Consider the following 22,475-nt stretch of genomic DNA (forward strand, 5'->3'; position numbering starts at 1 on the left):
TCGTGGACATCGACATGAGTGCCCTGCGGGGGCTGGTGCGCGAGAAGGAGATCTCCTTCTCGCTGCTGGTCGAGGCGATCGAGTCGGCCCTCCTCATCGCCTACCACCGCACCGAGGGGAGCCGCCGCCGGGCGCGCGTCCAACTCGACCGGGAGAGCGGTCACGTGACCGTCTGGGCGAAGGAGGACCCCGAGGACCTGGAGGAGGGGCAGGAGCCCCGCGAGTTCGACGACACCCCCTCGGACTTCGGGCGCATCGCCGCCACCACGGCCAAGCAGGTGATCCTCCAGCGGCTGCGGGACGCCGAGGACGACGCCACCCTCGGTGAGTACGCCGGCCGGGAGGGCGACATCGTCACCGGCGTGGTCCAGCAGGGCCGCGACCCGCGCAACGTCCTGGTGGACATCGGCAAGCTGGAAGCCATCCTGCCGACGCAGGAGCAGGTCCCCGGCGAGGAGTACCCGCACGGGATGCGGCTGCGGTCCTACGTCGTCCGGGTGGCCAAGGGCGTGCGCGGCCCGTCCGTCACGCTCTCGCGCACCCACCCCAACCTGGTGAAGAAGCTGTTCGCGCTGGAGGTCCCGGAGATCGCCGACGGGTCCGTCGAGATCGCCGCCATCGCCCGCGAGGCCGGTCACCGCTCCAAGATCGCGGTCCGCTCCGCCCGTTCCGGACTCAACGCCAAGGGCGCCTGCATCGGCCCCATGGGCGGCCGGGTCCGCAACGTCATGGCCGAGCTCAACGGCGAGAAGATCGACATCGTCGACTGGTCCGACGACCCCGCCGAGATGGTGGCCAACGCCCTGTCGCCCGCGCGGGTGACCAAGGTCGAGGTCGTGGACCTCGCGGCGCGCTCCGCCCGGGTCACGGTGCCCGATTACCAGCTCTCCCTGGCGATCGGCAAGGAGGGCCAGAACGCCCGCCTCGCCGCCCGCCTCACCGGCTGGCGCATCGACATCCGCCCGGACACCGAGCCGCAGCAGGAGTCGGGCGACTGACCCGGCGGCGCCCGCGCGCCGGCGGGCGAGGAAAAGCATCAGGTGAGTGGCCCGCCCCACGGGTATGGGGCCGGTACGGGGAGGTAGACTAGAGCGTGTCTGGCCGGACGCATGCCCGCGCGTGCCCTGAGCGCACCTGTGTGGGGTGCCGGGAGCGAGCGGCCAAGACCGAGCTGTTGCGCATCGTGCGGGAAGGGGACGCCTGCGTCCCCGATCCACGCGGTACGCTGCCCGGTCGGGGTGCCTACCTGCATCCCGTTCCGGCCTGTCTCGATCTGGCGGTGCGCCGTCGCGCTCTCGTCCGGGCCCTGAAGGCCCGGGGTCAGCTCGACACCGAGGCGCTGAGCCGGATGGTCACGGGTGGGCCCGCCGCACCAGGCGAAGCACGCAACACGTAAGAAGAGGCGGCCGCACGACCCCGTGCGGCCCCGTACCTCGCGAGTGGGAAGTAGGTCGAGATTGCGATGAGCACTCGATGAGTACGCGATGAGTACGCCCATGAAGTAGCGACGGTCCGGCGTAACCCGGACCTCAAAGGAGCGAAGTGGCTAAGGTCCGGGTATACGAGCTCGCCAAGGAGTTCGGTGTGGAGAGCAAGGTCGTCATGGCCAAGCTCCAGGAACTCGGTGAATTCGTCCGTTCGGCGTCCTCGACGATCGAGGCGCCCGTAGTACGCAAACTGACCGACGCCTTCCAGGGCGGCGGCTCCGGCAGGTCCGGCGCCAAGCCCTCGGCACCCAGGAAGGCCACGCCGCGGCCCCCGATGCCCGCGGCGCCTTCGGCGACCCCGGGTGCGGCCGGTCAGACGGCCCCGGCGCCGGCGGCCCGTCCGGGCCCGCCGCGCCCCGCGGCGCCCAAGCCGCCCGCGGCGGAGCGTCCCGCCCCGCCGGCTGCCGGCCCGCGGCCCACCCCGGGCCCCAAGGCCGCGCCGCGCCCCGGCCCGGCGACGCCCGCCCCGGGCGTTCCGGAGTTCACCGCTCCGCCGGCCGCGCCCGCGCGTCCCGCGGACGGTCCGCGTCCCGGTGGCCCCCGTCCCGACGGTCCGCGTCCCGGTGGGCGTCCGGGCGGTCAGGGCCAGGGCGGCCAGCAGCGCGGCGGCGACCGCTCCGGCGGTCCGCGTCCCGGTGGCCAGGCGCCCCGTCCCGGCGGTCAGGCCCCGCGTCCCGGTGCCCGCCCCGCGGGCCCGCGTCCGGGCAACAACCCGTTCACCTCCGGCGGTTCCACCGGCATGGCGCGCCCGCAGGCGCCCCGTCCCGGCGGTGCCCCGCGTCCCGGCGGCCCCGGTGCCCCCGGCGGCGCTCCGCGTCCGCAGGGCGCCGGTCAGGGCGGCCCCCGCCCGCCGGCCGGTCCCGGCGGTGCGCGTCCGACTCCGGGCGGCATGCCCCGTCCGCAGGCCCCGCGTCCCGGCGGCGGCCCCGGCGGCAACCGTCCGAACCCCGGCATGATGCCGCAGCGTCCGGCTGCCGGCCCCCGCCCCGGCGGCGGCCCCGGCGGTCGCGGTCCCGGCGGCGGTGCCCGTCCGGGCGGCGGCGGCGGTCGTCCCGGTGGCGGCGGCGGCTTCGCCGGTCGTCCCGGTGGTGGCGGCGGTGCCCGTCCCGGTGGCGGCGGCGGCTTCGCCGGTCGTCCCGGTGGTGGCGGCGGCTTCGGTGGCGGCGGTGGCCGTCCCGGCTTCGGCGGTCGTCCCGGCGGCCCCGGCGGTCGCGGTGGCACGCAGGGCGCCTTCGGTCGTCCCGGCGGTCCGGCGCGTCGCGGGCGCAAGTCGAAGCGGCAGCGGCGCCAGGAGTACGAGGCCATGCAGGCCCCGTCGGTCGGCGGCGTGATGCTGCCCCGCGGCAACGGCGAGACCATCCGCCTGTCGCGCGGTGCCTCGCTCACCGACTTCGCCGAGAAGATCGGCGCCAACCCGGCGTCCCTCGTCGCGGTCATGATGAACCTGGGCGAAATGGTCACCGCGACCCAGTCGGTGTCCGACGACACCCTGGTCATGCTGGCCGAGGAGATGAACTACACCGTCCAGGTCGTCTCCCCCGAGGAGGAGGACCGCGAGCTCCTGGAGTCCTTCGACCTGGAGTTCGGCGAGGACGAGGGCGGCGAGGAGTACCTGGTCTCGCGTCCGCCGGTCGTCACCGTCATGGGCCACGTCGACCACGGAAAGACCCGACTGCTCGACGCCATCCGCAAGACCAACGTCATCGCGGGCGAGGCCGGCGGCATCACCCAGCACATCGGTGCCTACCAGGTCGCGGCCGAGGTCAACGGTGAAGACCGCAAGATCACCTTCATCGACACCCCGGGTCACGAGGCGTTCACCGCCATGCGTGCCCGCGGTGCCAAGTCGACCGACATCGCGATCCTCGTGGTGGCGGCCAACGACGGTGTGATGCCCCAGACGATCGAGGCGCTGAACCACGCCAAGGCGGCCGACGTGCCGATCGTGGTCGCGGTCAACAAGATCGACGTCGAGGGCGCGGACCCGACCAAGGTGCGCGGCCAGCTCACCGAGTTCGGTCTGGTGGCCGAGGAGTACGGCGGCGACACCATGTTCGTCGACATCTCCGCCAAGCAGGGCCTGCACATCGACAGCCTGCTGGAGGCCGTCGTCCTCACCGCCGACGCCTCCCTCGACCTGCGGGCCAACCCGGAGCAGGACGCACAGGGCATCGCGATCGAGGCCCGCCTCGACCGGGGCCGCGGTGCCACCGCGACCGTCCTGGTCCAGCGCGGAACGCTGCGGGTCGGCGACACCATGGTCGTCGGCGACGCCTACGGTCGGGTCCGTGCCATGCACGACGACCAGGGCAACGTCGTCGCCGAGGCCGGCCCCTCCACGCCGGTCCAGGTCCTGGGTCTCACCAACGTCCCGGGCGCCGGCGACAACTTCATCGTCGTCGACGAGGACCGCACGGCCCGTCAGATCGCGGAGAAGCGCGCGGCGCGCGAGCGCAACGCGGCCTTCGCCAAGCGGGTCCGTCGGGTCTCCCTGGAGGACCTGGACAAGGTGCTCAAGGCCGGCGAGATCCAGCAGCTCAACCTCATCATCAAGGGCGACGCGTCCGGTTCGGTCGAGGCTCTGGAGTCCTCGCTGCTCCAGCTCGACGTCGGCGAAGAGGTCGACATCCGGGTCCTGCACCGCGGCGTCGGTGCGGTCACGGAGTCCGACATCGACCTGGCGATGGGCTCGGACGCCATCGTGATCGGCTTCAACGTGCGCGCCGCCGGGCGCGCGCAGCAGATGGCCGAGCGCGAGGGCGTGGACGTCCGCTACTACTCGGTCATCTACCAGGCGATCGAGGAGATCGAGGCGGCCCTCAAGGGCATGCTCAAGCCGGAGTTCGAAGAGGTCGAGCTGGGTACGGCGGAGATCCGCGAGGTCTTCCGCTCGTCCAAGCTGGGCAACATCGCGGGTGTCCTCATCCGCTCCGGTGAGGTCAAGCGGAACACCAAGGCCCGTCTGCTGCGCGACGGCAAGGTCATCGCGGAGAACCTCAACATCGAGGGCCTGCGCCGCTTCAAGGACGACGTCACCGAGATCCGCGAAGGCTTCGAGGGCGGTATCAACCTCGGCAACTTCAACGACATCAAGGTCGACGACGTCATCGCGACGTACGAGATGCGCGAGAAGCCGCGCGCCTAGTGCGCACGGTGGCCGCCCGGCACCCCGCCGGGCGGCCCGCGCGTTCCGGTCCGGGGTCGGTCGGCGGGGGAAATCCCGTCGAGCGGCCCCGGCCGTCGCGTGTACGGTTTCAGGTGCCCCCGCCGTGCGATCGGCGGGGTCGCCGGGCCGGTCGCACGGCCCACGAACCCGAACCGGCGGGACATCCGGACGCACATGTACGTGGGGACGCTCTCCTTCGACCTGCTCCTCGGCGACGTCCGCTCGCTCAAGGAGAAACGCTCACTCGTCCGGCCGATCGTCGCGGAGCTCCAGCGCAAGTACGCGGTGAGCGTCGCCGAGACCGGCAATCAGAACCTCCACCGCAGGGCCGAGATCGGCCTCGCGGTCGTGTCCGGGGACACCGGGCACCTGTCCGACGTCCTCGACAGCTGCGAGCGGCTGGTTGCGGGACGGCCGGAAGTGGAACTGCTGTCCGTACGACGCAGGCTCCACCGGGACGACGACTGAAGGGTCGCCGGCGTCCCAGCGGCCCGGTCGACCGGCGCCGCACCCACCCAGCACACGCAGTACAGCGAGTTCTCACGAAGGAGACGGACCAGTGGCCGACAACGCGCGGGCCAAGAGGCTGGCGGACCTCATCCGGGAGGTGGTGGCCCAGAAGCTCCAGCGCGGGATCAAGGACCCCCGACTGGGCAGCCATGTCACCATCACCGACACCCGGGTCACCGGTGACCTGCGGGAGGCGACCGTCTTCTACACCGTGTACGGGGACGACGAGGAGCGGGCCGCCGCGGCGGCCGGGCTGGAGAGCGCCAAGGGCGTCCTGCGCTCCGAGGTGGGCCGCGCCGCGGGCGTGAAGTTCACCCCCACCCTGACCTTCGTCGCCGACGCCCTCCCCGACACCGCCCGGACCATCGAGGACCTCCTCGACAAGGCGCGGACCTCCGACGCCAAGGTCCGCGAGGCCTCCGCCGGGGCCCGCTACGCCGGCGAGGCCGATCCGTACCGCAAGCCCGGGGACGAGGAGGCCGCCGACGCCGAAGGCACCGACGCCGACGAGCAGAACGGCGGCGGCTCCCGGGCATGACCAGCAAGCACCCCGTGCCCGACGGCCTCGTCATCGTCGACAAGCCGTCGGGCTTCACCTCCCACGACGTGGTCGCCAAGATGCGCGGCATCGCCCGCACCCGGCGGATCGGCCACGCCGGAACCCTCGACCCCATGGCCACCGGGGTCCTGGTGCTCGGCGTCGAGCGGGCGACCAAGCTCCTGGGCCACCTGGCGCTCACCGAGAAGGAGTACCTCGGCACCATCCGGCTCGGCCAGGACACCGTCACCGACGACGCCGAGGGCGAGACCACCCGGACCGCCCCGGCCGACGCGGTGACCCGGGACGCCATCGACACCGCCGTCGAGGCGCTCACCGGGGACATCATGCAGGTCCCCTCCAAGGTCAGCGCCATCAAGATCGACGGCAAGCGCTCCTACAAGCGGGCCCGCGAGGGCGAGGACTTCGAGATCCCGGCCCGCCCGGTGACCGTCTCCTCGTTCACCGTGTACGACGTGCGGGAGGCCGTCGCCGAGGACGGCACGCCGGTCCGGGACGTCGTGGTCTCGGTGGTGTGCTCCTCCGGCACGTACGTCAGGGCGCTCGCCCGGGACCTGGGCGCCGCCCTCGGCGTCGGCGGCCACCTCACGGCGCTCCGCCGCACCCGGGTCGGCCCGTACAAGCTGGACGCGGCCAAGACCCTGGACGACCTCCAGCGCGAGCTGACCGTGATGCCGGTCGCCGAAGCCGCGGACGCGGCGTTCCCCCGCTGGGACGTCGACGCCCGTCGCGCCAAGCTGCTGCTGAACGGAGTGCGGGTGGAGATGCCCGACGAGTACACCGGCACCGGTGCGGTCGGGGTGTACGGCCCCGACGGCCGGTTCCTGGTGCTCGTCGAGGAGTCCCGGGGCAAGGCCAAGAGCCTCGCGGTCTTCGCCTGAACCCCGCCGTCCCGCCCCGCCCGGCCCGTGCCCCGCACGGAATGCCCGGGCGGGGCGGCGTCGTTCGCACGGATGCCGATGCCGGTCGGCGGGGCGGGACATGGCACTCTTAGACCTGCGGATTCGTCGGACACGGCGGGTCGGTGAGGACCGCGGTCACCGGACCGCCACCGGGTGCGACGAGAAATGCGACAAGGAGCGGCACAGTGCAGCGCTGGCGTGGCTTGGAGGACATCCCCGAGGACTGGGGGCGCAGTGTCGTCACCATCGGGTCCTACGACGGGGTCCACCGCGGGCATCAGCTGATCATCGGCCGTGCCGTGGAGCGCGCACGGGAGCTGGGCGTCCCCTCCGTCGTCGTCACCTTCGACCCGCACCCCAGCGAGGTCGTCCGCCCGGGCAGCCACCCGCCGCTGCTCGCCCCGCACCACCGCCGCGCCGAGCTGATGGCCGCGCTGGGGGTGGACGCGGTGCTGATCCTGCCGTTCACCGCCGAGTTCTCGAAGCTGTCGCCCGCCGACTTCGTGGTGAAGGTGCTCGTCGACAAGCTGCACGCCCGGGCCGTCGTCGAGGGCCCCAACTTCCGCTTCGGCCACCGGGCCGCCGGGAACGTGGGCCTGCTCACCGAACTCGGCCGGACCTACGACTACGAGGTCGAGGTCGTCGACCTGTACGTCACCGGAGGCGCCGGCGACGGCGAGCCGTTCTCCTCCACGCTGACCCGCCGGCTGGTCGCCGCGGGGGACGTGACCGGCGCCGCCGAGATCCTGGGACGCCCGCACCGGGTCGAGGGGGTGGTGGTGCGGGGCGCGCAGCGCGGGCGCGGGCTGGGCTATCCGACCGCCAACGTCGAGACCCTGCCGCACACCGCGATCCCCGCGGACGGGGTGTACGCGGGGTGGCTCCAGGTCGGCGAGGAGTCGATGCCCGCGGCCATCTCGGTCGGCACCAACCCCACCTTCGACGGCACCGCGCGGACGGTCGAGGCGTACGCCATCGACCGCGTGGACCTGGACCTGTACGGCCTGCACGTCGCCGTGGACTTCCTCGCGTACGTGCGGGGGATGGCCAAGTTCGACTCCGTCGACGACCTGCTGGTCGCCATGGCCGACGACGTGCGGCGGGCCAAGGACCTGATCGCCGGGGCCTCCTCGTAGCTCACCCCGCCCCGCCGGCCGCCGCCCAGTGGCAGGCCGGGGCGGCGCTCGGGGCCGCGGGCAGCACCGGCAGGTCACGGCTGCGGCAGTGGTCCGCGACCCCCGCCGCCGCTGCCCGGCCGTCGGCGAGCACCGGGCAGCGGACGTGGAACCGGCAACCCGCCGGGACCCGCGTCGGGTCGGGCGGCTCGCCGGCCAGCACCACCGGTTCGCCCGGGGCGTCGGGCAGCACCGAGAGCAGGGCCCGGGTGTAGGGGTGCCGGGGTGCCGTCAGCACCTGCTCCACCGGGCCCGTCTCCACGATCCGGCCCAGGTACATCACGGCCACCCGGTCGGCGATGTTCCAGGCCAGGCCCAGGTCGTGGGTCACCACCAGGGCCGCCAGCCCGAGTTCGGTGCGCAGCCGCAGCAGCAGGGCGAGGATCTCCCCGCGCACGGAGGCGTCCAGGGAGGCCACCGGCTCGTCGGCGACCAGCAGTTCGGGTTCCAGCACCAGGGCGCCGGCGATCACCACCCGCTGCCGTTGACCGCCCGACAGTTCGTGCGGGTAGCGCAGCAGGAAGCGCTCCGGCGGGCGCAGCCCCGCCCGGGCCAGGGCCCCGGTCACCGCCCCCCGCTCGTCGCCCCGGTGACGGTGCACCCGCAGCCCCTCGGCCACCGCCTCGTACACCGTGTGCCGGGGGTTGAGCGCCCCGCTCGGGTCCTGGAGCACCAGTTGGGCCCGGGAGCGGTACGCCTTGAGGGAGCGTCCGTCGTACGCCAGCGGTGCGCCCGCGTGGCGGACGGTGCCCGCGGTGGGGCGCACCAAGCCCAGCAGGGACCTGGCCAGCGTCGACTTGCCGCACCCCGATTCGCCGACCAGGGCCACGATCTCCCCGCGGTGGACGTCCAGGTCCACCCCGTCTACGGCCCGGGCCGGCGGTGCGCCCGGTCGGCCGGGGAAGACCACGCCCAGTCCGCGGGCGCTGAGCAGCGGCTCCGGGGCGGGGTCCTGCGGTGCGTCGGTCACGGGGTCGTCGCGCTCCTCACTCCGTCCTCGGGTTCGGGGCCCGGGGCGGTGCCGTTCCCGGTCCCGGGCGCGGCGGCGACGTCCAGCCCCTCCACGGCGGGGACGGCGCCCGGCCCGGGCACGTCCCCGACCCCGACCAGCAGGCAGGCCGCCCGCCGCGCGGCCGGGCCGGCGTCCCGCAGGGCGGGGTCGGTGCGGGCGCAGTCGTCGAAGGCCGCCGGGCAGCGGGGCCGGAAGGCGCAGCCCGGCGGCAGCGCGGCGGGGTCCGGCGGGTCGCCGGGCAGTCCGCGCGGGGCGAAGCGGGCGGCCCGGTCGCCGATCCTGGGGAAGGCCGCGGCGAGCGCCCGGGCGTAGGGGTGCAGCGGCTCCCGGCAGACCTGTCGGGCGGGGCCCTCCTCGACGACGCGGCCCGCGTACATCACGGCCAGCCGGTCGCAGGCGTCCGCGAGCACCGCGAGGTCGTGGCTGATCATGATCAGGCCCAGCCTGCGGTCGGTGACCAGGCCCTCCAGCAGGCGGAGCACCTGCGCCTGCACCATCACGTCCAGGGCGGTCGTCGGTTCGTCCGCCACGATCAGCCGGGGGTCGCAGGCCAGCGCCATCGCGATCATGACCCGTTGCCGTTGGCCCCCCGACAGCCGGTGCGGGTACTCCCGGGCCCGGGCGGCGGGCAGCCCGACCTGCTCCAGCAGTTCCGCGGCCCGGGCCCGGGCCCGGGCCCGCCCCATCCGCCGGTGCTGCACCAGGGGTTCGGCGATCTGGTCGCCGATCCGGTGCACCGCGTTCAGGGAGTGCATCGCCCCCTGGAAGACGATCGACGCCCCCGCCCAGCGCACCGCCCGCAGCCGTCCCCACCCCATGCCCAGCACGTCCTCGCCGTCCAGCAGCACCGAGCCGCGGACGGTGGTACCGGGCGGCAGCAACCGCAGCAGGGCCAGCGCCAGTGTCGACTTGCCGCACCCGGATTCGCCGGCCACCCCCAGCCGTTGACCGGCCGCCACGGTCAGGTCCACGCCGCGCACCGCCGCCGCCCCGTCCGGATAGGTGACGGCCAGTCCGCGCACCTCCAGCAGCGGGGCGCTCATCCGGACGTCCCCAGCCGGGGGTTGAGCACCGACTCCACGGCCCGCCCGCAGAGGGTGAACGCCAGTGCCACCGTCGCGATCGCCGCCCCCGGCGGCACCAGGTACCACCAGTGACCCGCACTGACCGCTCCCGCCTCCCGCGCGTCCTGGAGCATCCCGCCCCAGGAGGTGACGGTGGGGTCGCCGAGCCCCAGGAACGCGAGGGTGGCCTCGGCCAGGATGGCCGCCGAGATGCCGAGGGTGGTCTGGGCCAGCACCAGCGGCAGCACGTTGGGCAGCACATGACGGGTCATCACGTGCCGGTGGCCGCCGCCCAGGGCCCGCGCCCGCTCGATGTACGGACGGGACTCCACGGCCAGCGTCTGCGCCCGCACCAGCCGGGCGGTGGTGGGCCAGGTCGTGACCCCGATCGCCAGCACCACCGTGCCCAGGGACCGGGAGAGCACCGTGGCCAAGGCGATCGCCAGGACCAGCGTCGGCATCACCAGGAACCAGTCGGTCACCCGCATCGCCAGGGTCCCGTACCAGCCGCCGAAGTGGCCCGCGGTGATGCCCACCAGCGCCCCGATCGCCACCGACAGCACCGCCGCCAACAGGCCCACCAGCAGCGACACCCGCGCCCCCCACACCAGCAGCCCCCACAGGTCCCGCCCGAACTGGTCGGTGCCCAGCCAGAACCGTGCGCTCGGCCCCTCCATCGGCCCCCCGGTCGCCCGGGTCACGCTGCGGACCTCCTCGCCGACCGTCCAGGGCGCCGACAGCGCGAGCAGGGCGCACAGCGCCAGCACCGCGAGCCCCAGCAGCCCCGAACGATGGGTGCGGTAGCGGTGCCAGAACCGGGCGGCGCTCGCCCGGCGCCGTCGTCGGGCGAGCGCCCGCGGTCCCGTGGCCGGCGACGGGGGAGCGGCCGGACCGTCCGTGCCCTGCGGGTCCTCCGTGTGTGCGGTCATCGGCCCACCCGGGGGTCGAGGAACGGGCAGAGCAGGTCGGCGGCGGTGTTCATCAGGATCACGGCCGCCGCGAACACCAGGAACAGGCCCTGCACCAACGGCAGGTCGGGCACGCTGAGCGCCTGGTAGAAGAGTCCGCCCAGGCCCGGCCAGGAGAACACCGTCTCCACCAGGATGGTGCCTGCGACGATCCGCCCCAGGTTGACGAAGACCAGGGTCACCGTGGGCAGCGCCGCATTGGGCACCGCGTGGCGCCGGCGCACCTGCACGTCCCGCAGTCCCTTGGCCCGGGCCGTCGTCAGGTAGTCGGCGCCGACCTCGTCGAGCAGTGCCGAACGGGCCACCAGGAGCGTCTGCCCGTACTCCACCGCCACCAGGGTCACCACCGGCAGCACCAGGTGGTGGGCGACGTCGAGCACGTACCCGAAGCCCTCGGAGGTCCCCGACTCCATGCCGCCGGTGGGGAACAGCCCCGGCACCGGCCCCGCGCCCACCGCGAACACCACGATCAACAGCAGCCCCAACCAGAACGAGGGCACCGAGTACAGCGTCAGCGCCAGTCCGGTGTGGAACCGGTCGCCCGCCCCGCCCCGGCGCCAGGCCGCCCGGGTGCCCAGGGCCACCCCGAGGGCGGTGTACAGCACGAACGCCGTCCCGGTGAGCAGCAGGGTGTTGGGCAGCGCCTCGGCGATCTTGTCGACGACCGGGGCCCGGAACTGGTACGAGGCTCCCAGGTCCCCGGTGAGTGCCCGACCGCAGTAGTCCGCGAACTGCTGCCACCAGGGCAGGTCCATCCCGAACTCGCGACGGTAGGCGGCGAGTTGCTCGGCGGAGATCGGACGTCCGCCGGTCATGAACTTCACCGGGTCGCCCGGGATCAACCGGAACAGGAAGAAGCCCGTCACCAGCACTGCCACCAGCGACACCCCGGCGCCCACCAGCCGTCCCGCCGCGTAGCGGGCGTAGCCCTCGGAGCCGGAACGGGCCCGGCGCAGCACCCCGGTCGCGCTACTCACGGTCGTCCGCCGTCGCCCGCCGGCGCAGGGCCACCGCGCCCGCGCCGCCCGCGAGCACCGCACCCGCCGCCGCGAGTCCGGCGAGCACCCCGCCCGGTGCCGCGCCCGCGTCCGGCCGGTAGGGCCGGGCCGGCACCGCCGACCACCAACTCCAGTAGCCGTCCTGGCCGTAGATGTTGCCCGCCGCCGCGGGCATGGTGGTGATCGAGCCGATCCGGTCCGAGCGGTACGCCTCCACCGCGTTCGGGTACGCCAGCACGTTCAGGTACCCGGTCCCGTACAGGCGCTCCTGCATCAGGCGCACCAGTTCCGCCCGTCGCTCGGGGTCGTACTCGGCGAGCTGGCGCGCGTACAGCGCGTCGTAGCGCCGGTCGCAGACGAAGTTGTCCGTCGCCCCCGGCACCCCCAGGGAGGCGGGCAGTGCCCCGCAGGTGTGCAGGGAGAGCACGAAGTCCGGGTCCGGGTTCACCGACCAGCCGTCGAAGGCCAGGTCGTACTCGCCGGCCGTCCAGGGGTCGGTGACGTTGTCGAGGCACTGCACCTCCACCCCGATCCCCAACTCCGCGTACCACTCCTGGAGGTAGCGTCCGATCGCCTTGTCGTTGGGGTCGGTGGCGTGGCACAGCAGCCGGTAGACGATCGGCTCCCCGTCCGCGCCGAGCCGTCGCCCCTGCCCGTCCCTGCGGTACCCGGCCCCGTCCAGCAGCCGGGCCGCGCCTGCCGGGTCGTAGGGGACGCGCTGGTCGGCGCTCGGCCGCCAGTGGTAGGCGGCGAACCGGGGCGGCAGATAGCCCTGGCCGACCACCGCGTGCCCCTGGAAGACCCGCTCCACCAGCAGCTCCCGGTCCACCGCCATGAACAGCGCCCGCCGCACCCGGGCGTCCAGCAGCGAGGGGTGCCCGTCCCCGAACCGCTGCCCGTCGCGGGTGCGGGCACCCGGGTTGGTGGCGAGCGCGTAGAAGCGGCGACCGGGCGCGTCGTTGAGCGTGACGCCCGGCTCGTGCGCCAGCGCACCCGCCTGGGCCGGGGTCAGCCCCTGGACGAAGGAGACCTCGCCCTTGCGCAGTGCGGCCACCGCCGCGTCGCCGTCCTTGTAGTACGTCAGCAGCAACTCGTCGAACCGCGGGGCACCACGCCAGAACGTCGGATTGGCCCGCAGCCGGACGTAGCTGTCGGGCCGGTGGTCGACCAGGACGAACGGGCCGCTGCCGACGACCGGGAACCGTTCGGTGTTGGTGACGTCGGTGACCTCCGGGGCCTTCGCCCAGACGTGCCGGGGCACGATCGGCACGTCCAGCGCGGTCATGGTGGCCTGGGGCCGGTGCAGCCGGATCACCAGCCGGGTCGGCTCCGGGGCGCTGACCGCGCGGAAGTTGCCGACGAAGCTGCCGTTCGCGGCGCCCGCCGCCTCGTCGGTCATCATCGTCCGGAAGGTCCACGCCACGTCCTCGGCGGTCACCGGCACCCCGTCGGACCAGCGGGCGTCGCTGCGGATGGTGTACGTCCAGGTCAACTTGTCGGCGGAGGCCCGCCATGCGGTGGCGAGCCCCGGCACCGCCCGGCCGTCGACCGGGTCGTAGCCGGTGAGGTACTCGTACATCAGCCGGTGCACGCTGGTGCTGATGAGCCGGGTGGCGAGGAAGGGGTTCAACGAGTCGACGCTCTGCGAGACGGCGACCTTCAGGGTGCGGGGCGCCCCCTCGTCCGCGGCGGTCGCCGTCGCCGGGCCGACGGACGCCGCGGCGACGAGGGCGAGGGAGGCGGCCAGCACGGCGCCGCGGGCCGGTCGGCCCCGCACCCCGCGCCGCGCGCGACGGACGGTCGGCGCAGGGCCGCTACCGGGGGGATCGGGCTCCATGGTCGTGACCTCCCGTCAAGGCTCGCGGGGGGAACGGCAGGGTCGCGGGGAGGGCGGAGTGACGATCTGACCGTGAGGTCGGTCAGCCGTGTCTATCAACGCCGACCCCACGGGTCAATGACCGCCATACCCCGTGTACCCCCCTTGGCCTGCGCATCCACGGTGGGGCGCACGGAAGCGGACGATGCGTGGGGGCGTGCGGACGGTGTGCACGGGAGCGCGTGCGCCCTGTCGTGGGGGCTCGTTCCTCGCCGTGGGGGAGCGCGGAACGCGAAAGGCCCCGCTCCGCATCGGGACGACCGTGCGGAACGGGACCTGGCGGACCACGGCGTGCGCGGGCCTACTGCGGGGGCGACCCGGCCGGAGCACCCTCCGGGGCGCCGCCGGCGCCCGAAGGGCCCTGCGGCGGGGGCGTCGGGCCGGGCGCGCCCGGCCACTGACCCGGCACCGGCGGGACTCCCGGCTGCCCGGGCTGCGCCGGCGGCCACCCCTGCGGATAGCCGTAACCGCCGGGCTGGCCCGCCCCGGCGGGGGGCGGGGCGGCGGCCGGCTGCCCGGGGACGGGCTGCTGCGCCGGGTGCTGCTGCGGAGGCCAGCCGTACGCACCACCGGCGACCGGCGGCTGACCGGGCGGCGGCCCGCCGGGTGCCGGCGGCTGCGGATACGGCTGACCCGGCGCACCCTGCCCGGGCCCGGGGGCGCCGGGCTGCCCGGGGAACACCGGACCGGCCGCCGCCTGCTGGGGGAACTGGCCGGGCATCGGCGGAGCCAACTGCGGCGGAGGGTTGCCGTCGGAGGTCCACAGGCCCTGCGCCTGCTGGGCGCGCACGAAGTCCTCGGCGACCAGCGCCGACAGGTTGAAGTACGCCTCCCGGACCTTGGGCCGCATCATGTCGAGGTCGACCTCGGCGCCCGCCGCGAGGTGCTCGTCGAAGGGCACCACGATGACCCCCCGGCACCGTGTCTCGAAGTGGCTGACGATGTCCTCCACCTTGATCATCTTCCCGGTCTCGCGGACCCCCGAGATCACCGTCACCGAGCGGGACACCAGGTCCGCGTACCCGTGCGCGGTCAGCCAGTCCAGGGTGGTGCTCGCACTGCTCGCCCCGTCCACCGAAGGGGTCGAGACGATGATGAGCTGGTGCGCCAGGTCCAGCACCCCGCGCATGGCGCTGTACAGCAGCCCCGTGCCGGAGTCCGTCAGCACGATCGGGTACTGCTTGCCCAGGACGTCGATCGCCCGCCGGTAGTCCTCGTCGTTGAAGGTGGTCGACACCGCCGGGTCCACGTCGTTGGCGATGATCTCCAGACCCGAGGGGGCCTGCGAGGTGAACCGCCTGATGTCCATGTACGAGTGGAGGTACGGGATCGCCCCCACCAGGTCCCGGATGGTCGCCCCGGTCTCCCGGCGCACCCGGCGCCCCAGGGTGCCGGCGTCCGGATTGGCGTCGATCGCGAGGATCTTGTCCTGCCGCTCGCTGGCGAGGGTCGCGCCGAGCGCGGTCGTGGTGGTCGTCTTGCCGACGCCGCCCTTCAGGCTGATGACGGCGATCCGGTAGCAGGACAGCACCGGGGTGCGGATCAGGTCGAGCTTGCGCTGGCGCTCCGCCTCCTCCTTCCGGCCGCCGAGCCGGAACCGCGAACCGCCCCCGGCCGGCCGGCCGCTCTTGGCCCGCTGCTTCCGGCTGTTCAACAAGCGGTCCGAGGAGAGCTCCATCGCCGCCGTGTACCCGAGCGGTGTGCCCGGCGCGGTCTGCTCCCGCTGGTCGTGCTGGAGCGGTTGGGGCCACGCCGCACCGGACCGCGGGTCCACCGCCGGGTGCTGCGGCGGCGCGTACGGGGCCGGTGCGCCCTGCGGCGGCTGCGGGTCGGGCGCGCCCGGCACCGGATGCGGATAGGGCTGCTGCGGGGGAACCGCCGCAGCGGGCTGGGCCGGCGGCGGGGGGAACCCGTAGCCGCCGGGCGGCAGATGGGGCGGCGGTGCGGCGTGGGGCGGCTGGTGGGGGCCGGAGGCCACCGGGCCGGGCTGCGCGGGCACCGGCGCCGTGGGAGCGGGCGGCGGCGGGAAGCCGTACCCCGGCACCGGCTGGTGCCCGGGCGCACCCCAGGCGACGGGCGCGGCCGGCGGCGCCTGCGGGGCCGAAGGCTGCGGGGGCACCGGTGCGGCGGCGATCGGCGGCGGGGGCTGCGCGGCCGGGCCGGGCTGCGGCACGGGGGGCGTCTGCGGAGCCCCGGGGTGCTGCGGCGTGACCTGCCCGGGCCACTGTCCCGCCGGCCCGGGCGCGGGCGCGGCCGGCTGGAAGGCGGGGGGCAGCGGCGGCAGCGCCTCGGACGGGGCGGCCGGCGGTGTCCAGGCGGGGGGAGCGTCCGCCGGGACGCCGGGCGGGTCCGCCGCGTCCTGCGGCGAGGGCCCGGGCTCCACCGGGACCGGGGGCACGGCGTCCCGCGGCGCGGTGTCCTCGGGCGCGGCGGTGGTGGCGGCCGCGGCGGTCTTCGGGCGGGCGCCGTCCGCCGCCGCGTTCTCTTCCGGTGCGTCGGCGGTCGGGGCGGTCGGGCCGGCGTCCGTCGTGGTGCCGGCGGGCTCCTCGGCGCCGGCCACGGGTCCGGGGTGCGCGACGTCGGCGGGTTCCTGGAGCCGGTCCTTGAGCGAGGAGAGGGAGAAGCGCATCGTGGCGCCGCTCTCCAGCTCCCCGCCGGTCGGGACGTGGGCACCACCGGGCGGGTCGGCCGCCGGCGCGTCCGCGGTGCCGTCGGCACCCGTCGGCCCGGCGGCGGGCCGGAACCCGCCGTCCGCGGGAAGGCCGGGCACCCCGACCGGGTCCCCGCCCCCCGCCACCGGGACGCCCGGCGGGGGCGGCAGCGGCAGGGCAGGGCCGGTCGGGGGCGGGGGGCCGGGCACCCGTGGGAGCACCGGCCCGGCCGCGCCCTGCGACGAGGGCCCCGCCCCGGCGGCCGCCGCCTCCGCCGCCACCGGGGCGACCGGTGGCGGCGCAGGCGCGACCGCCGGCGGAGCCACGGACGCCGGTGACGGGGACGGGGTTTCCCCCGCGCTCCCCGACGCGTTCTGCGTGTACCAGGCAGGAGGGGCGTAGTCGATGGTGAACTCGCCCGTCGTCTCCACGGCGGACTCGGCGTCGGACTGGTCGTCGTCGGGTGTGGCCCAGCCCCCGGGCTTCCCGTCCCGATCGCTGTTCACAATTCCTCCTGGTGTGGTCGAGCGCACTGCTAGCCGCGATGGTGGGGCACCGCTCCCGGACTCCGGTCGTACCCGCCGGCCAGCCGGTTCCGCCCCGGTCCACCAGCGACCGCTCGTGGGACCCAAGACGCGCCCGGTCCCAGCCTAATCACCCCGGCGGCCCGCACGGCAGAGCCGCCGGCCCCCGCCTTCCGCCCGAACCACCCACCGAACGCCCCGACACCGCTCCTTCCTCCTCGAAACCCGGGCAAAGCCATCCAAGAAGGCGGAGGTTGACGGGTGATCACCCCGGGGCGGACCCGTACGACCCTCCCGAATCGCCCCAACCCGTCCGCCCCACGGGTGACCACCAGGAACACCCGTTCCGCGGAGCCCCCCGCAGAACGGGTCAGTCCATCCGGCGCGCCAACCCGAGCAGCCCCTCCTCGATGTCGGTCGGGCGCGTCATCACGTAGTGCCGGTCCCGGTCCGCGCACCACAGGGTGACCCCGTCCGCGAGCGTCGGCAGCGAGGCCACGTCCTCCCGGGGCAGCGCCAACACCCGACCGATCTCCGCCGCCTCGTCCGGCGACACCCGCTGCACCCCGACCAGCCGGGCCTGCCGCATCAACCTCGGTGCCACCGGGCTCAGGTACGGCAACAGGGTCACCACCGACTGCCAGGGCGCCGCCGCCACCCGACCGCGCGGCGGACGCATCCCGCAGTCCCGGACCACCACCACGGGAGACCCCGCCGACGCGCCCTGCGGCGGCACCTTCCCCACGTCGTGCAGGGTGACGCAGGGCACCGGCCCGCCGGCCGCCTGCGCGAGCCCCGTCCACGACTGCGCCCGCCCCGTCTCCACGGCCAACCGCGCCCCCGTGGCCGCGATCCGCAACGCCAACACCTGCGCCGTCCACAACCCGCCGATCAGCACCACGTCGTACGGTGTCGGACTGTTCACCCCCAGGACCGCGGGACGGTCCCGGGCGTCCACCCCGATCACCACGCCGTCATCGCCCACCGGCAGCGCCAACGCGTCGAACTGCTCCACCGGCAGGACGTGCCGCGGATGCCGCGGCCCCAACAAGCCCAGCCCCGTGCGCAGCCGCGCCCCCACCGACCGACCGCCCGACTCCGACCCGGGCGAGGACGCCGCCCTCATCGGGCACCCCCCAGGGGCAGCGTCGCCAGCATCCCGGGAACCTGCTCCCGGTCCAACCGTGCGAGCCCCACCCGAGCCTCCCGCGCGGCCTGCTCCAACCCCCGCCGGGCAGCGACCAGTTCACTGCTCGTCCGGCCGGTGACCCGCACGTGTCCCCGGACCCCCACGTCCCGGCCGTCCCCGTCCAACGTCAGGCTGAACGTCGTCGCCAGCGCCGGAACCGCGGTGAGCCGCGCCACCAGGTCCGCCAACGAGCCCCGCTCGCCCCCCAGGTGCGGCCAGCGGCGCACCCAGTACGAGGTGTGGTGGCTGTTGTCGCAACGCCAACTCCGGCTCGACTCCTCGGTACGCCGCTGCCCCGCCGCCTCCGCACGACCCGCCTGCGCCGTCACCATCGGGTTCGCCCCCATCGACGTCGCCACCGCCGCCGTCAACTCCTCGTCCGTCAACACCGTCACCCGGAACCCGGCCCCCGTCAGCCGACTCGACAGGTGCTCCGCCACCCGCGCCAGACACTTCTGCGCCCCCACCAGCCCGCCACCGCGCGCCGCCACCGCCTCCGGACACGCCTCGGCGTCCAACTTCAGGGCCACCCAGGTGATCCGCACCGCAGGAGAAGCCGCGCCGTTCTCCAAGCGCGCGTAGTTGGTGACCGCGATGGCCTCCTTCGGCAGGTGCAGCGCCGGCGCGGGCTGGGTGTGCACCACGACCTGCGCCGACTCCAAACCGATCCCGTCGACCACCAGGGCGTCACGTACCAGACCCAAGGGCAACGGCCGGCGGTCGCGCGCCGCCCGCAGCGCCGTCGCATCGGACTCGACCTGGAGCACCGCCGTCAGGAACCCGCCGTCCCCGACCATGCCGACCGGCCGCCGGTCCCGGTCGTCCCCCGGGGCGAAACGGTACGTCCGCAGGGTCGGATCGCACTCCACCGCCGGCGCCAACCCCGGCTCGGTGCCCACCGGGACCGACCACGACGAGGCACGCCGTCGACGCGTCCGGAACTCCCACACCGTCGCCAGCCACTCCGGCAGCGGACGCCCCCGCCGACGCACCAGGGCGAGCGCCAACGACACCGACACGACGGGGGAGACCAGCGCCAACGCCACCGGGCCGAGCACCCACCCCACGACCCCCGCCGCGACGGCCACCTCGATCAACGCGAGGCGCTGCCACCGGAACGGCCGCCGCCCCGCGCCCCCGGCCGCGGGCGGCGTCCGGGAAGCGAACCGGGGCGCCCCGCCCACGGCCCCCGCCGCGCCACCCGCCGCCCCCGAGCGGGACCGCGAACGACTCCGCGAACGGGTCCGCGTTGCGGAAACCATCACCTCAATGTCCCCCGAATCACTGCTAGCCCCGAAAAGTCCGTCACTCCCGACCCCTCCCGAAAACCGCGCCCGCATCAGGGTGGTTGAGGGGCCGCTCACCCTACCCGCCGCCCCCGAACCCCCGCGCACCAGGCATAGTAGGGGCCCGACCTGACAGCGTGTCGCCCTCCGCCCACGGGCCGCGACACCACACCCCTGCGGAGCGGACACGGGACGCACCACCCGCGCCCCCGGCACGCACGGCGGATCAGGACGGACGGCTACGACGGGGAGACGCACACACCGATGGCATCACGGCGCGACGAGCTCAACGCCCACACCTTTGCGAAGCGCCGCACCCTGGCGGCCTACCTCCAGCCCGCCTCGGGCGGCTCCGAGGAGGACGCCCCCCGCCCCCTGCGCGGCATCGTCCCCGGCATCGTCGTCGGCGTGATCGTCCTCGCCGTCTTCGGCGCCTGGGGCATGTTCAAACCCACCGCCCCCGCCAACTGGGCCGAGCCCTACAAGAACGTCATCATCGCCAGCGACTCCACCACCCGCTACGTCGCCCTGAAGACGGACGGCAAGCGCCAACTGCACCCCGTCCTCAACATGGCCTCCGCCAAACTCCTCCTCGAACCCGGCCAGGGCAAGGTCATCAGCGTCGCCGAATCCGTCATCGACAAGGGCGACATCCCCCACGGCGTCACCCTCGGCATCCCCTACGCCCCCGACCGGCTCCCCCCGGCGAAGGAAGCCGACCGACCCAAGCGCTGGGCCGTCTGCGAACGCCCCGGCCAGGGCGGCCGGACCATCCAGACCGCCGCGTTCGTCCTCGCGCCCCGCGAGGAACGACTGACCGACGGCCCCGAGCGGCTGCGCGGCGGCGACCTCATGTACGTCAGCGGGCCCGACCGCACCCGCTACGTCGTCGACCGGAACGGCACCAAGTACCCCGTCCCCGCCGACGACGAGCTCCTGCTGCGCACCCTGGACACCTCCGGCCGCGCACCCCAACGCGTCTCCCGGGAATGGCTCGCCACCCTCCACACCGGCGACCCCGTCGCCTTCCCCGAGGTCGACGGCCCCGTCGGCGACCCCGCCGGCGCCCCCGGCAGCCTCGACGAGGCCACCAACAGGGTCGGCACCGTCCTGCGCGCCCCCCAGGGCGACAGCACCCAGCACTACCTCGTCCTGACCGGCAAGGTCGTCCCCGTCTCCGACTTCACCGCCAAGCTCCTGCTCAGCAGCCGCCAACTCGACGGCCTCGGACAGGCCGGCCGACCCCGCGACGTCGGACCCGCCTCCTTCACCCCCGAAGGCCCCCACTTCGCCGGCGAACACGACTGGCCCACCCACGCCCCGCGCACCGTCAACGCCCCCGACCGCAGCGGCGGCCGCGACACCGTCTGCAACGTCCTGCGCCAGGTCGACCCGGACCAGGGCACCACCACCCTCAGCACCTGGGCCGGCACCGACTACCCCGCCCCGCTGCCCACCGGCTCCTCCAGCGCCTACGTCACCCCCGGCTCCGGACAACTCTTCCGCCAGGTCACCGGCGCCCAGACCAAGACCGGCGGCATCTTCCTGGTCACCGACACCGGGCTGCGCTACGCCCTCCAGAGCAACAGCGACAGCGCCTCCGACGACGCGGGCATCGGCACCTCCGCCGCCCGCCGCAAGGCACAGCTCCAGGAAGCCCAGCGCGCCCAGGCGTGCCTCGGCTACGCCAAGGCCGAGCCCACCCCGATCCCCGCCGCCTGGTCCGCCCTGCTGCCCACCGGCCCCCGACTCTCCACCACCGCGGCCCGCCAGCCGCAGGGCTCGTGACGGGAGCCGCCGTGCCCACCACCACCCGGTGCGGCGTCCGGGCCCGCGCCCTGACCGCCGCCCTCGCCCTCACCGCCACCGCGCTGATCCTGCCCGCCGCCCCGCCCGCCACCGCGGACACCGGGCAGTGCACCTTCCCCGCCGAGCCCTACCAGGGCCGCCCCTGGGCCCTGCAACGCGTCCTCCTCGACGAGCTGTGGAACGAGTCCACCGGCAAGGGCGTCAACGTCGCCGTCATCGACACCGGCGTCGACACCAAGCACCCCCAACTCGCCGGCGCCGTCGACAAGTCCAAGGGCCGCAACACCCTGCCCGCCAAACCCGAGAACGACGACGGCGACCCCGTCCCCCGCGGCAAGGCGGACGGCACCGGCGACACCGTCGGCCACGGCACCCGGGTCGCCGGCATCATCGCGGCCCGCCCCGCCGAGGGCACCGGCTTCGTCGGCCTGGCCCCCGCCGCCCGCATCATCCCCGTCCACCAGAACGACGCGCACGGCAACGGCACCGCCGACACCCTCGCCACCTCGATCCGCCACGCCGTCGACGCCGGCGCCCACGTCATCAACATCTCCCAGGACACCGCCAACGCCGTCAAACCCACCTCCGCCCTGCAACAGGAGATCGACCACGCCCTCGACCGGGACGTCGTGGTCGTCGCCTCCGCCGGCAACGACGGCCTCGGCGGCAACGTCAAGAAGACCTACCCCGCCTCCTTCCGGGGGGTCCTCGCCGTCGCCGCCTCCGACCGCAACAACGAACGGGCCGCCTTCTCCCAGTCCGGCGACTTCGTCGGCGTGGCCGCACCCGGCGTCGACATGGTCTCCACCGTCCCCGGCGGCGGACACTGCGTCGACAACGGCACCAGCTTCGCCGCCCCGTACGTGGCGGCGGTCGCCGCCCTGCTGCGCGCCAAACACCCCGACTGGACGGGCCGGGAGATCGTCGCCCAGATCCAGCAGACCGCGGAACGTTCGGTCGCCGGCCACGACCGCCTCGTCGGCTGGGGCGTCGTCGACCCCGTGCGCGCCCTCACCGAGGACGAACGCCGCATCGACGAACCCGTCGCCGACGAGGGCCTCAGCCGCGCCCAGGCCCCTGCCGTCCCCGAGTTCGACCTCGGCGAATCCGCCGCCGAACGCGACGCCCGCCTCGCCACGTACGTGGCGGTCGCGGCCGTCGTCCTGGCCGCGGCGCTCGGCGGCACCGCCCTCGCCCTGCGGGACGCGGCCCGCCGCCGCGGCGGCCGTCGCACCTGACCGACGGCGTTGCCGGGCGCGCCTCCTGAGCACCTATACCCATGCGACCGTCGGTGGTGCT

17 protein-coding genes are annotated in these 22,475 nt (G+C 74.8%); 9 read left to right on the plus strand and 8 right to left on the minus strand.

Annotated elements, in window-relative coordinates; translation table 11 throughout:
- Positions 1 to 2 precede the first annotated feature (2 nt).
- From nusA to ACSMX9_RS23055, 7 genes are all read left to right on the plus strand, one after another.
- The gene (gene nusA, locus ACSMX9_RS23025) at positions 3 to 998 is read left to right on the plus strand and encodes a transcription termination factor NusA (RefSeq protein ID WP_445396584.1); all 996 of its coding nucleotides are present in this window, start codon (positions 3 to 5) and stop codon (positions 996 to 998) included.
- A 95-nt stretch (positions 999 to 1,093) separates the two neighbouring features.
- Positions 1,094 to 1,396 carry a YlxR family protein gene (locus tag ACSMX9_RS23030; RefSeq protein WP_351246538.1) on the plus strand — a complete coding sequence of 101 codons (303 nt, stop codon included), beginning with the start codon at positions 1,094 to 1,096 and terminating at the stop codon, positions 1,394 to 1,396.
- A gap of 146 nt (positions 1,397 to 1,542) precedes the next feature.
- Entirely contained in the window at positions 1,543 to 4,632 is a 3,090-nt protein-coding gene (infB, locus tag ACSMX9_RS23035) for a translation initiation factor IF-2 (protein WP_445396586.1), read from the plus strand.
- Between the two features lie 195 nt (positions 4,633 to 4,827).
- Positions 4,828 to 5,121, plus strand: coding sequence for a DUF503 domain-containing protein (locus ACSMX9_RS23040; protein WP_351246534.1), 294 nt, complete (start codon positions 4,828 to 4,830; stop codon positions 5,119 to 5,121).
- A gap of 91 nt (positions 5,122 to 5,212) precedes the next feature.
- Positions 5,213 to 5,701, plus strand: coding sequence for a 30S ribosome-binding factor RbfA (gene rbfA, locus ACSMX9_RS23045; RefSeq protein ID WP_445396588.1), 489 nt, complete (start codon positions 5,213 to 5,215; stop codon positions 5,699 to 5,701).
- The gene (gene truB, locus ACSMX9_RS23050) at positions 5,698 to 6,603 is read left to right on the plus strand and encodes a tRNA pseudouridine(55) synthase TruB (RefSeq protein WP_351246530.1); all 906 of its coding nucleotides are present in this window, start codon (positions 5,698 to 5,700) and stop codon (positions 6,601 to 6,603) included. The genes rbfA and truB overlap by 4 nt, the downstream gene beginning before the upstream one ends.
- Positions 6,604 to 6,809: 206 nt before the next feature.
- Positions 6,810 to 7,760, plus strand: a complete 951-nt coding sequence (locus tag ACSMX9_RS23055) for a bifunctional riboflavin kinase/FAD synthetase (protein WP_351246528.1) — start codon at positions 6,810 to 6,812, stop codon at positions 7,758 to 7,760.
- 1 nt (position 7,761) lies between these two features.
- Here the strand turns inward: ACSMX9_RS23055 and ACSMX9_RS23060 are convergent, their stop codons facing one another.
- The 8 genes from ACSMX9_RS23060 to eccE all read right to left on the minus strand — a co-directional run bounded on the left by ACSMX9_RS23060 (position 7,762) and on the right by eccE (position 19,343).
- A complete protein-coding gene (locus ACSMX9_RS23060; RefSeq protein ID WP_445396590.1) occupies positions 7,762 to 8,769 on the minus strand; it encodes an ABC transporter ATP-binding protein in 1,008 nt (335 codons plus the stop codon).
- A complete protein-coding gene (locus tag ACSMX9_RS23065) occupies positions 8,766 to 9,854 on the minus strand; it encodes an ABC transporter ATP-binding protein (protein ID WP_445396592.1) in 1,089 nt (362 codons plus the stop codon). Before ACSMX9_RS23065 ends, ACSMX9_RS23060 begins: the two co-directional genes overlap by 4 nt.
- Positions 9,851 to 10,804 carry an ABC transporter permease gene (locus tag ACSMX9_RS23070; RefSeq protein ID WP_445396594.1) on the minus strand — a complete coding sequence of 318 codons (954 nt, stop codon included), beginning with the start codon at positions 10,802 to 10,804 and terminating at the stop codon, positions 9,851 to 9,853. Before ACSMX9_RS23070 ends, ACSMX9_RS23065 begins: the two co-directional genes overlap by 4 nt.
- A complete protein-coding gene (locus ACSMX9_RS23075) occupies positions 10,801 to 11,820 on the minus strand; it encodes an ABC transporter permease (RefSeq protein ID WP_445396596.1) in 1,020 nt (339 codons plus the stop codon). Before ACSMX9_RS23075 ends, ACSMX9_RS23070 begins: the two co-directional genes overlap by 4 nt.
- Positions 11,813 to 13,678 carry an ABC transporter substrate-binding protein gene (locus ACSMX9_RS23080; protein ID WP_445396598.1) on the minus strand — a complete coding sequence of 622 codons (1,866 nt, stop codon included), beginning with the start codon at positions 13,676 to 13,678 and terminating at the stop codon, positions 11,813 to 11,815. The genes ACSMX9_RS23075 and ACSMX9_RS23080 overlap by 8 nt, the downstream gene beginning before the upstream one ends.
- 340 nt (positions 13,679 to 14,018) lie before the next feature.
- Positions 14,019 to 16,874: an SCO5717 family growth-regulating ATPase gene (locus tag ACSMX9_RS23085; RefSeq protein ID WP_445396600.1), complete on the minus strand. Its 2,856-nt coding sequence runs from the start codon at positions 16,872 to 16,874 to the stop codon at positions 14,019 to 14,021.
- A gap of 388 nt (positions 16,875 to 17,262) precedes the next feature.
- Positions 17,263 to 18,018, minus strand: coding sequence for a hypothetical protein (locus ACSMX9_RS23090; RefSeq protein WP_445396602.1), 756 nt, complete (start codon positions 18,016 to 18,018; stop codon positions 17,263 to 17,265).
- Positions 18,015 to 19,343, minus strand: a complete 1,329-nt coding sequence (eccE, locus tag ACSMX9_RS23095; protein WP_445396604.1) for a type VII secretion protein EccE — start codon at positions 19,341 to 19,343, stop codon at positions 18,015 to 18,017. Before eccE ends, ACSMX9_RS23090 begins: the two co-directional genes overlap by 4 nt.
- Before the next feature lie 288 nt (positions 19,344 to 19,631).
- On the opposite strand from eccE, the gene eccB reads away from it, so the two are divergent.
- Positions 19,632 to 21,155, plus strand: a complete 1,524-nt coding sequence (gene eccB / locus ACSMX9_RS23100; RefSeq protein ID WP_445396606.1) for a type VII secretion protein EccB — start codon at positions 19,632 to 19,634, stop codon at positions 21,153 to 21,155.
- Between the two features lie 11 nt (positions 21,156 to 21,166).
- The gene (gene mycP, locus ACSMX9_RS23105) at positions 21,167 to 22,414 is read left to right on the plus strand and encodes a type VII secretion-associated serine protease mycosin (RefSeq protein ID WP_445396608.1); all 1,248 of its coding nucleotides are present in this window, start codon (positions 21,167 to 21,169) and stop codon (positions 22,412 to 22,414) included.
- Positions 22,415 to 22,475 lie beyond the last annotated feature (61 nt).

This window comes from Streptomyces sp. LE64 (assembly GCF_052606915.1).

Excerpts from the sequence above, each read along its gene's own strand:
- eccB (WP_445396606.1), top strand. The coding sequence starts at position 19,632 with ATGGCATCACGGCGCGACGAGCTCAACGCCCACACCTTTGCGAAGCGC.
- ACSMX9_RS23080 (WP_445396598.1), bottom strand. The coding sequence starts at position 13,678 with ATGGAGCCCGATCCCCCCGGTAGCGGCCCTGCGCCGACCGTCCGTCGC.
- eccE (WP_445396604.1), bottom strand. The coding sequence starts at position 19,343 with ATGGTTTCCGCAACGCGGACCCGTTCGCGGAGTCGTTCGCGGTCCCGC.
- ACSMX9_RS23070 (WP_445396594.1), bottom strand. The coding sequence starts at position 10,804 with ATGACCGCACACACGGAGGACCCGCAGGGCACGGACGGTCCGGCCGCT.
- ACSMX9_RS23090 (WP_445396602.1), bottom strand. The coding sequence starts at position 18,018 with ATGAGGGCGGCGTCCTCGCCCGGGTCGGAGTCGGGCGGTCGGTCGGTG.
- ACSMX9_RS23040 (WP_351246534.1), top strand. The coding sequence starts at position 4,828 with ATGTACGTGGGGACGCTCTCCTTCGACCTGCTCCTCGGCGACGTCCGC.
- truB (WP_351246530.1), top strand. The coding sequence starts at position 5,698 with ATGACCAGCAAGCACCCCGTGCCCGACGGCCTCGTCATCGTCGACAAG.
- ACSMX9_RS23065 (WP_445396592.1), bottom strand. The coding sequence starts at position 9,854 with ATGAGCGCCCCGCTGCTGGAGGTGCGCGGACTGGCCGTCACCTATCCG.